The organism is Aquibacillus koreensis, assembly GCF_025154055.1.
Lineage (GTDB): Bacteria > Bacillota > Bacilli > Bacillales > Amphibacillaceae > Aquibacillus_C > Aquibacillus_C koreensis.
In genome coordinates this window covers 1-10,194 of record NZ_JAOALK010000023.1, presented here as the reverse complement: position 1 = coordinate 10,194, position 10,194 = coordinate 1, and the positions used below count along the sequence as shown (strand labels likewise).

Annotated in this window: 10 protein-coding genes and 1 rRNA gene; 1 reads left to right on the top strand and 10 read right to left on the bottom strand. The window is 38.4% G+C overall.

Annotated elements, in window-relative coordinates; translation table 11 throughout:
- From NYQ66_RS05940 to NYQ66_RS05895, 10 genes are all read right to left on the bottom strand, one after another.
- Positions 1-277 (bottom strand): 16S ribosomal RNA (locus NYQ66_RS05940); the annotation flags it as partial.
- Positions 278-732: 455 nt separating this feature from the next.
- The gene (gene lysS / locus NYQ66_RS05935) at positions 733-2,217 is read right to left on the bottom strand and encodes a lysine--tRNA ligase (protein WP_259867929.1); all 1,485 of its coding nucleotides are present in this window, start codon (positions 2,215-2,217) and stop codon (positions 733-735) included.
- A 346-nt stretch (positions 2,218-2,563) separates the two neighbouring features.
- Positions 2,564-2,773: a helix-turn-helix domain-containing protein gene (locus tag NYQ66_RS05930; protein ID WP_259867927.1), complete on the bottom strand. Its 210-nt coding sequence runs from the start codon at positions 2,771-2,773 to the stop codon at positions 2,564-2,566.
- A complete protein-coding gene (gene folK / locus NYQ66_RS05925; protein WP_407652053.1) occupies positions 2,743-3,258 on the bottom strand; it encodes a 2-amino-4-hydroxy-6-hydroxymethyldihydropteridine diphosphokinase in 516 nt (171 codons plus the stop codon). Before folK ends, NYQ66_RS05930 begins: the two co-directional genes overlap by 31 nt.
- On the bottom strand, positions 3,255-3,617 hold the full coding sequence (gene folB / locus NYQ66_RS05920; protein WP_259867924.1) for a dihydroneopterin aldolase: 363 nt from the start codon (positions 3,615-3,617) through the stop codon (positions 3,255-3,257). The genes folK and folB overlap by 4 nt, the downstream gene beginning before the upstream one ends.
- Positions 3,610-4,446, bottom strand: a complete 837-nt coding sequence (gene folP / locus NYQ66_RS05915; protein WP_259867923.1) for a dihydropteroate synthase — start codon at positions 4,444-4,446, stop codon at positions 3,610-3,612. Before folP ends, folB begins: the two co-directional genes overlap by 8 nt.
- A gap of 187 nt (positions 4,447-4,633) precedes the next feature.
- On the bottom strand, positions 4,634-5,557 hold the full coding sequence (cysK, locus tag NYQ66_RS05910; RefSeq protein ID WP_259867922.1) for a cysteine synthase A: 924 nt from the start codon (positions 5,555-5,557) through the stop codon (positions 4,634-4,636).
- Positions 5,558-5,675: 118 nt separating this feature from the next.
- A complete protein-coding gene (locus NYQ66_RS05905; RefSeq protein WP_259867921.1) occupies positions 5,676-6,575 on the bottom strand; it encodes a peptidylprolyl isomerase in 900 nt (299 codons plus the stop codon).
- A 16-nt stretch (positions 6,576-6,591) separates the two neighbouring features.
- Entirely contained in the window at positions 6,592-7,464 is an 873-nt protein-coding gene (hslO, locus tag NYQ66_RS05900) for an Hsp33 family molecular chaperone HslO (RefSeq protein WP_259867920.1), read from the bottom strand.
- Positions 7,465-7,530: 66 nt separating this feature from the next.
- Positions 7,531-8,307, bottom strand: a complete 777-nt coding sequence (locus NYQ66_RS05895; protein WP_259867919.1) for a type III pantothenate kinase — start codon at positions 8,305-8,307, stop codon at positions 7,531-7,533.
- A gap of 471 nt (positions 8,308-8,778) precedes the next feature.
- Between NYQ66_RS05895 and NYQ66_RS05890 the strand changes: the two genes are divergently transcribed.
- Positions 8,779-9,969 (top strand): IS110 family RNA-guided transposase, encoded by a 1,191-nt coding sequence (locus NYQ66_RS05890; protein WP_259867918.1) that lies wholly within the window; start codon positions 8,779-8,781, stop codon positions 9,967-9,969.
- Positions 9,970-10,194 lie beyond the last annotated feature (225 nt).

Sequence of the window (10,194 nt, the reverse complement as noted above, 5' to 3'; positions counted from 1 at the left end):
ACCAACTAGCTAATGCGCCGCGGGCCCATCTGTAAGTGATAGCTAAAAGCCATCTTTCAACTTAAACTCATGAGAGTAAAAGTATTATCCGGTATTAGCACCGGTTTCCCGGAGTTATCCCAGTCTTACAGGCAGGTTGCCCACGTGTTACTCACCCGTCCGCCGCTCATTCCACAAGCGTCACCCCGAAGGGATCAGCTTGTTTCCTGCGCTCGACTTGCATGTATTAGGCACGCCGCCAGCGTTCGTCCTGAGCCAAGATCAAACTCTCCATAAAGTGTTTGAGTGTTAACTCATTCAAAAAACTAGCTTTTTTCTTGCTTGACATAAATGATTGTTTTGTTCAGTTTTCAAAGATCAATAATTCGTTGTCATTAATTCGTGGCAACTTTCATATCATATCAAGTTACTAATTAAAAGTCAATAACTTTTTTGAAATTAATAATTGATAGATTAGCTTACCTTAAAATTGCGACTTGATTAATATAACACGTGACAGCTAAACAGTCAATAGTATATTTTTTTAGTTTGCTACCGGTGTTGTTTAAAAGCACGTTTACTAACTTAACATGATTATGGACTAAAATCAATAACAGAATACCATGAAATTATTGGAAAATATATATAACTTAAAGCACAATACATATCATTACACATTTCCAGCTTCGATAAACCTACATTTGCATCTTTAATTAAGAAAAACTTGCACAAAAGATGTGCAAGTTTTCTTTTTTATTCACGATTTTTCATTTGAGGGAATAACAAGACGTCACGAATGGAAGGCGCATTCGTTAAAAGCATTACCAGTCGATCGATACCGATACCCAACCCACCGGTTGGGGGCATACCATATTCCAAAGCTTCTAAGAAATCTTCATCCATTTCATGCGCTTCATCATTACCTTGCTCTTTTTCTTTCACTTGTGCTTCAAAACGTTCGCGTTGATCGATTGGATCATTAAGCTCAGAGAATGCATTTGCATGCTCGCGACCTACGATAAATAATTCAAATCGATCCGTGAATCTATCGTCTTCTTTATTTTTCTTAGCAAGTGGTGATATTTCTACCGGGTGACCATATACGAAAGTAGGTTGAATTAATGTATCTTCTACTTTTTGTTCAAAGAATTCATTTACGATATGACCAAATGTCATATTACCCTTGATCTCAACACCATGTTGTTTTGCAAGTGCCTTTGCTTCTTCATCGCTCATTTGATTCCAGAAGTCCACACCAGTTTGTTCTTTTACTGCATCAACCATGTGTACTCTCTTCCACGCCGGTTCAAGATTAACCTCGTAATCACCATAAGGAACAGTTGTTTTTCCTGTTACTTCTTTTGCAATATGCGCAACCATATTTTCTACTAATGACATGATATCATGGTAATCCGCATACGCTTCATATAATTCAAGCATCGTAAACTCTGGGTTGTGTCTAGTGGACACACCTTCATTACGAAATACACGCCCTATTTCATATACCTTCTCCATACCACCTACAATTAATCTCTTTAGATGTAATTCAATAGCAATTCGCATATAAAGTGGAATGTCTAAAGCATTGTGGTGCGTAGTAAATGGTCTTGCAGATGCACCACCTGCGATGCCGTGCATCATTGGTGTTTCAACTTCCAAGAAACCTGAATCATCTAAATACCTGCGCATCGATTGAATAATCTTACTTCTTGTAACAAACGTATCTTTACTTTGTGGATTTGTAATTAGGTCTAAGTAACGTTGACGATAGCGTTGTTCCACATCCTTTAATCCATGAAACTTTTCTGGTAATGGACGAAGAGACTTCGTAAGCATTTGGAATTTTGTTGCTTTTACAGATAACTCCCCAACGTTGGTTTTAAATACGGTTCCTGTTACACCAACAATGTCTCCTAAATCTGCTGTATTAAAGATGTCATATGAATCTTCTCCAATCATATCTTTACGAACGTATAATTGGATTTGCCCACTCAAGTCTTGGATATGAGAAAAGCCCGCTTTCCCTTTTCCTCTCTTTGTCATGATTCTTCCGGCGATCGTTGTTTCAATTGCTTGTTCTTCTAACTCGTCTTTCGAAAGATGATCATAAGCTTGTCTAAGTTGTTCAGCCGAATGGGTACGCTCGTACTTATCCCCAAACGGATCTAGACCTTGCTGTTGTAAAGATTGTAACTTTTCCCTACGCACTTGCATGTGTTCATTTAATTCTTCTGCCATTAAGTTCACACTCCATTTATTTGATTTCCCACTTATATGTAAGCTACCTGAATACAAAGTTATAAAAGCTAAAGTATCATATAGATAAAATACTGCCAGTGCATACTGGCAGTATTTTGTTCATGGTTTAGTATAGAAAACGAGACTAAAAGTGTCAACGTATAACGGCAAAGAATATACTGTAATGATTCACGAGTATCAACATTTGATCTTGACTTCCCCGTTTAGCATTCCCCTTTAGCCCTTTATAAGTACCATGTCGCAAGCTTTCTATTTCCATTATAGCTACATATTCATCTTTTATACGATACTAAAAGTTGGCCGCCTTGGCTTTTTATATAGGCACCTAATATTTTTTAGGTTGTAATTCTTCCATTGTTATATCTAAAACCTCTGTTATTTGGATGATTAAATCCCTTGTTGGTTCACGAGCGCCACGTTCAATTTCTCCAATAACAGATACAGAAATACCTAGTTTTTGCGCAAACTGTATTTGCGTATATCCTTTTAATTTACGAAATGCCTTTATTCTTTTTCCCCAATCGATGGATCCCATTTGCATACTCCCTTTTTCTCTTGTGATGACACCTCACCTAGAACTGTTGTAACACTTTTGTTTATAGAAGGAATATTTACACTTGGGTTTACATCTTTCAAAGGTACTAATACAAAAGCTCTTTCGTGCATTCTAGGATGAGGAACAATGAGTTGCTCTGTTTTTATATTTTCTTGATTAAACAGTAAAATGTCAAGGTCAATTGTTCTTGGACCCCATCTAATTTCCCTTTCCCTCCCAAGTTTACGTTCGATAAATTGGCAGTATTCCAGTAATAGCAATGGTGTTAAGTTGGTATGTATTTCAATGACCATGTTTAGAAAATTTTCCTGATCGGTAAAACCAACTGGCTCTGTCTCATAAATAAAAGAATGCTGTTGTACATGGATCTCTTTATTTTCATCTAATAATTTTATTGCCTGATCCAAGTAAGAATCACGTGTATTTATATTAGATCCCAATGCGATATATGCTGTGTTCATTATGGTCGCTCCCTATAAATTTCAATTGCGATAGATTGATAATGCCCAGGAATTGGCGGGTCTGGCTTATAGACCTTTACCGTACATGCCTGTAGTTTATCAAAACTAGAAAATAGGCGTTCTGCTATATCATGTGCCACCGCTTCTACTAAATTACGGGATTTACCTTCAACTACCTCTTTCGTCACGTTAAACACTGTACCATAATTGATGGAATCGTCCATATCATCTGATTGTCCAGCTTTACCGAGGTCTAACTCTAAAACTAAGTCAACGTTAAACCGTTGCCCCAACTTATTCTCTTCCGGAAAAAGTCCGTGATATCCATAAAATTGCATCTGATTTAAGTAAATCTTATCCACTTATATTCCCGCCTTTTGCCATCATTGCATCCATCATTTTTGTCATTCGAACCGTCATCTCCACATTGTGCACCCGTACAATATCAATTCCTTGAGAAATCCCGTAGCATACCGTAGCACCTGTACCTTCATCTCTTTGATCCACAGGTAAATCTAACACTTTGCCAATCAATGATTTACGTGATGTTCCAAGCAACATTGGATAACCTAAGCTTTTAAACTTCTCCAAATGTCTCATGATGAAAAGGTTGTCTTCTACCGTTTTCGCAAAGCCTATGCCCGGATCGAGAATAATATGGTGTCTCTTCACACCAGCACCTGAAGCTATTTCAATACTTTCCTGTAGGTCCTGCTTCATATCCTCTATGATATTTTGATAAGTAGAGTCTTTTCTATTATGCATGAGGATAATCGGAACATTATAATTTGCTGCTACATGAGCGATCTCCGGTTCCTTCTTCGCACCCCAGACATCATTAATAATGGATGCTCCAGCTTCAATCGCTTGTTTGGCAGTCTCTGCCTTATATGTATCAATAGAAATCGGAATATTTACCGCTCGACTAACTTCTTTCATTATTGGAATTACTCGGTTAAGCTCTTCTTCTTCCGTTACAGGTTGATGACCAGGTCTTGTCGACTCGCCACCAATATCAATAATATCTGCTCCCGCTTGCTCCATCGCTATCGCTTGTTTCACTGCATCTTCAATGTCTGCGTATTTTCCGCCATCAGAAAATGAATCAGGTGTTATATTTAAAATTCCCATTACTAATGTCTTTTTATCTAGGTTATATGTTTTCTTATCTGTTATTAACAATCTCTCCATGTTTCTTCATCCTTATCCACTCGTTTATACCTCATTCTACAACATTAACACAACTATATGCACCATGCTAATCTTCATACACTAATGAGTTCAGCTTATACAACAATAAGCAAACGCATCAAATAAGTTTGTTTTATCATACAAAAAACGATCTCCTGTAAAATAGGAGATCGCTACGCATTACTCTTTAGTCTTCAAATTGATATAACGGAGTTGATAAGTATCTCTCTCCATTACTCGGAATCACCGCTAAAACTTTCTTTCCTTTTCCTAATTCTTTAGCGACCTTTTTCGCAGCATGGATGGCTGCACCTGAGGATACTCCACCTAAAAGACCATCTTTTCGCGCTGCTTCACGAGCTGCAGCATACGCTTCATCGTTGCTAACCGTGATAACTCCATCATAAATTTCCGTATTTAGTACCTCTGGAACAAAACCAGCACCAATACCTTGGATTTTATGTGGCCCAGGATTACCACCTGATAGGATCGGTGATGCTTCTGGTTCGACGGCATAAATTTTAATGTCTTTAAAATGTTCTTTTAGCACTTTTCCAGCACCTGTAATCGTTCCACCAGTTCCAATTCCTGATACAAATGCATCTAATTGATCACCCATTTGAGAAACAATTTCTTTTCCTGTTGTACGCGCATGCACATCCGGATTAGCTGGGTTATTAAACTGTTGTGGCATAAAATAGCCATTTTCTTTCTGAATTTCTTCAGCCTTTTTAATTGCGCCTTTCATCCCATCTGCTCCAGGGGTTAAGACTAACTCTGCACCATAAGCACGAAGTAAGTTACGACGTTCCATACTCATTGTATCAGGCATTACAAGGATCGCCTTGTAACCCTTGATAGCTGCAACCATTGCTAAACCAATACCAGTGTTCCCACTTGTCGGTTCGATAATCGTATCACCTTCTTTGAGATGACCTTGCTCTTCAGCTGCTTCGATCATCGCTAACGCAATACGATCTTTAACAGAACTACCAGGATTCATAAACTCCAGTTTTAAATAAACGTCGGCCCCATCAGCATCAGCAGTACGATTCAGTTTTACAATTGGCGTTTCACCAATTAATTCTGCAATTGAATTTGCTACTCTCATATGAACACCCCTTAATTCCAAGTATTTTTATTGGATTTATACTTAATGTACGTTATTTGATATATAAAAGTCAACCATTTTAATTGGAAATTTTATGAATATTTTAAATGTATAAACATTAATCATAAAGCCAGTCAACTTGTAGTTTATTCCATAAAGGATCAGCTGAAATAATCTCGTCAATCTGTTCTAAAGCTAATTCTCTTCTTAAATGTGGTTTTAACTCATCAAAAGAGAATGATACATCAGGTATAACACGGTGCACGTATAGAATAGCTACATTATTCCCAACATAAATAGGATCACTTACCGAATTTTCTTGTAGCTGTTTTGCTACATCAAAATACTCTGCAGGAATATAATCACTATTATCCGTATAATAACCTAAATACCCACCATCATCTCTCGTTTCTTCATCAACGGAAAATTCTCTTGCTAAAGTAGAAAAAGAAGCCCCTTGGTCTAACTCTTCAAGAAAACGTTCAGCTGTCGCTTCATCATTTAGTACAGCATGCGAAAACTGGAACGATTCGATAAACTCATATTGTCCTTCGTGGTCTGCATAATATTCTTGAATCGCTTGATCACTAACACTTATTGACTCCGTTAACAATTCTTCTAAGTAGAGACGATATTTGATTTCTTCTGTCCATTCCGTTTTTCGTTCTTCTATCTCAGTTTCAGATAAGACTCCTTGCATGGTGTACAACAATGCTAATTCTCTATCAATTAGTTTCTGATTGATTTCTATTTCTTTTTCTTCTGCTAATTCAAATACAACAGCTTTATCAATCATTTCCTTTAAAACTTCACGTCCATACTCAGTCTTAAGTGTCCGCATCCATGCATCATATTCAATCTCTTGCTTACCGATCGTCGCAACTGGCGAATCCTTTTCAACTGTGATGTCCAGGTCTTCATCTACCCCAACATCTTTTTCGTTATTCCACACTGCAACAGTAGTTAAATTCGTTATAAGCAATAATACAATAATCCCCCAAAGGTACCTCCGCGTCATCCGATTTTCCCTCTCCTTATTCGGATTTTAAAGAAGCTAATTCTTCTGCATTAAGCGTGTACTGTTCGTTACAAAAGTGGCATGTAGCTTCAGCGCCATTGTCTTCTTTAATCATTTTGTCTATCTCCTCATCACCTAACGATTTAATTGCTTGTTCAATTCTTTCCTTTGAACAGTGACAATGAAATACAATTGGCAATGTCTCATGAATTTTAATATTCTCTTCACCTAATAATTTTTTTAATATTTCTTCTGGTGAATTACCGTCCTTCACCAAGCTAGAGATAGGAGGAATGGAACTTATCCGACTTTCGATCATGTCAATAGTATCGTCACTTGCACCTGGAAGGACTTGTATGATAAAACCACCAGAGGCAAGGATGCTATGATCTGGATTCACCAGTACACCAGCACCTACAGCCGATGGTACTTGCTCCGAATTCGCAAAATAATAAGTAAAGTCTTCGCTGATCTCTCCAGATACAATTGGAACCTGCCCAGTAAAATGATCCTTTAATCCCAAATCCTTCACTACACTTAAACTACCTTGCGTTCCAACAGCTCTTCTCACATCCAACTTACCATTTTCATTCAATTCGAAATTCACATGGGGATTTGTAATATAACCTCTTACCTGACCATAGGCATCCGCATCGGCTACAATTGGCCCAGTTGGTCCGTCCCCCTCCACCTTAACCGTTAATTTATCTTTCCCTTTTAACATAGCTCCCATCATAGCAGTAACCGTAATCGTACGGCCAAGTGCAGCTGCAGCTGTCGCCCAAGTATCTTGTCTTCTACTTGCCTCTGCCACAGTTGCAGTAGATTGGATTGCATATGCTCGAATTGTTCCTTGAAAGGCTGTTGCCTTAACTAGATAATCACTCATGATGTATCAAACTCCCTTATCTTTAATTTCATTCTTATGTTTAATTGTTTTGGGAAACTATGCCCCTTAACGACTCTCCATATTTTTCTTATAAATATAATACAACCCTTTTAATGTTAAAGCAGAATCAACTATATCGATGGTACGAGAGTCTTTAGCGATCAATTTCGCCAGGCCACCAGTTGCAATTACTGTTGTAGGCTCTGTTGCTTGGTCTTTTATCCTCCGTACGACTTCATCCACTTGTCCAACATACCCAAAGTACACCCCAGATTGCATAGCCTCAATAGTGGAAGATCCAACTACTGTGCCAGGGTTCTTAATTTCAACCTTTGGTAATTTTGCAGCCTTCGAGTAAAGTGCTTCTAAAGATATGTTAATTCCAGGCGCTATTGCACCGCCTACATATTCCCCTTTTTCATTCACATAACAATACGTCGTCGCGGTACCAAAATCGATGATTATCAACGGAAATCCGTATGCCTCAATTGCTCCTACTGCATTTACAATTCGGTCGGCCCCGATCTCACTTGGATTAGGGTACGTCATTTTCAAGAAAGGATTAACCGCTTCATCCCCAACCACTAATGGCTTTACATGAAAATACTTTTTAGCCATACGATCTAACGCAAACATAATTGGAGGGACAACGGTTGAAATGATGACACCGTCCATATCCGAAAAGGTAAGCCCCTCATGTTCGAACAATGATTTGATAAGCATTCCATATTCATCTTCTGTTTTATGACGATCTGTTTTAATTCGCCACTGATAAATGAGCGCTTCCTCTTTGAATACACCTAATACCGTGTTCGTATTACCTACATCTAATACAAAGATCATGTTTTTTCACCATTCTTTTATTTTTTTCTTATTATACCGATCTTACACTTTACTTAACTTATTTTAAACAGATCAGACAAAAATAACATCTGAAACGCTTATTTCTTTTGCTCTTTTCTAAAAGATCTTTATTTAACAGACTTTATATAAACTGCGTCGCAACTTCCTTACGGTATTTATGGGATGAGTGCTAGAACACCGCTGCGGAAAAACACTCGCTCGTATGATATAGGTAACCTTAATTTAAGGCACCCCATTACTATTGTATAATGGGTGGGGAATCAGATGGAGGTGTCGTCTCCTCGCTTGAAGCTCTGTCTTCGTCGGAAAGTCTGGCACCTCCTTCTTTATAGAATAATTCGTATCAGCTGGATGACACATTTGTTGTCGCATATCGAACGAGCATGGATATCTATAAAGAAACGGAGGATCCCTCTCATCTGATCTAATTATCATACAGGTGGTGTTTTCATGTATTACTTAGGTATTGACATTGGCAAAAAGAAACATGAAGCCGGCGTCATTGATAATCAAGGTAATCCTATTGGGAAAACGGTTCGTTTTTCCAACTCTAAATCCGGCAGTGATAAGTTGTTAGCTTTTATAAACAAGCATCAACTCACGCCTGACAATTGTGCTTGCGGCTTAGAAGCAACTGGACATTATTGGCTTTCTGTTTTCACCTTTATGAAGCAACTGGACTTTAAAATAACGGCATTTAATCCATTACAATCGGATGCTTTGCGTAACTTTTATATCCGTAAGACGAAAACAGATACGCGTGATGCTTTTCTTATCGCTCAAGTCATCCGTATCGATTCTCCTGAGGCAACACCTTTCATTGAAGAAGATTTACTTCGAATCAGGTATTTCGAACGATTACGCTATTCCTTTGTGGATCAAAGTTCTGATCTTAAACGCAAGGTTATATCGCTTCTTGATCAGGTTTTTCCGGAATATGAGGACTTGTTTTCAGAAGTATTTGGCGTATCTTCAACCAAGTTACTTCAGTATTATCCAATGCCTGAAGACATACAAACGATTGATACCGATGACTTAGCTACGTTTTTGAATCAGGCCAGTAATAGTGCCTATGGAAAAAGGAAAGCACATGACAAAGCCATGAAAATTAAACAGTCAGCAGAAGAAACCTTCGGTATTTCTATGGCTACGGATGCGTTCCGAACACAAATCCACCTCCTAATCGAACAGCTCACCTTACTAGACCAACAAATCCAGGCAATTGAAGAGAAACTCAATGAACTTATTAAAGGACAAGAGACTTATTTAACGACTATAAATGGGATTGGAGATGTAACAGCAGCTGTTATCATCGGTGAAATAGGAGACATCGATCGTTTTGAGCGTCCAGAACAATTAGTAGCATTTGCGGGCTTGGATCCAGCAGTAAAGCAATCAGGTAAATTTAACGCTACGGAAGTGCGTATGTCTAAGAGGGGCTCCCCTTATCTGCGACGTGCTCTATGGTTGTCCGCATTTTCCGCAAGTCAAAGTGATCCAGCATTATCGCAATACTATCAAAAGTTAAGAGCTAAAGGGAAAGGACATTTTGTTTCCGTCGGAGCCGTAGCCAGAAAGCTTACACATATTATTTTCGCCGTATTACGAGATAACAAACCTTATGAGCCACATGTCAAATAGACCAATATAAGAACATAATTCTTAAAAAAACGCCTCTTTAAGGAGGTGTAGTTTTGCATGCCCTTTTTTAAGAAGAACCTTTTTAAAAAAATTCGCTTATTCACCTTGACTATCCATAGCTGGTCTTTCCGTGGGGAACGCTTCAGCTTCCTCGCTCGCAAAAAGCGCTCACTGCGGGATCTTCAGACTGTTCCTTTCCCACAGGAGTCTCGTGTTTTTCCTCCG

Coding starts and splice junctions, on each gene's coding strand:
- folP (WP_259867923.1), bottom strand. CDS start 4,446: ATGGAGAGATTGTTAATAACAGATAAGAAAACATATAACCTAGATAAA.
- NYQ66_RS05895 (WP_259867919.1), bottom strand. CDS start 8,307: ATGATCTTTGTATTAGATGTAGGTAATACGAACACGGTATTAGGTGTA.
- NYQ66_RS05890 (WP_259867918.1), top strand. CDS start 8,779: ATGTATTACTTAGGTATTGACATTGGCAAAAAGAAACATGAAGCCGGC.
- lysS (WP_259867929.1), bottom strand. CDS start 2,217: ATGGCAGAAGAATTAAATGAACACATGCAAGTGCGTAGGGAAAAGTTA.
- NYQ66_RS05905 (WP_259867921.1), bottom strand. CDS start 6,575: ATGACGCGGAGGTACCTTTGGGGGATTATTGTATTATTGCTTATAACG.
- NYQ66_RS05930 (WP_259867927.1), bottom strand. CDS start 2,773: ATGGGATCCATCGATTGGGGAAAAAGAATAAAGGCATTTCGTAAATTA.
- cysK (WP_259867922.1), bottom strand. CDS start 5,557: ATGAGAGTAGCAAATTCAATTGCAGAATTAATTGGTGAAACGCCAATT.
- hslO (WP_259867920.1), bottom strand. CDS start 7,464: ATGAGTGATTATCTAGTTAAGGCAACAGCCTTTCAAGGAACAATTCGA.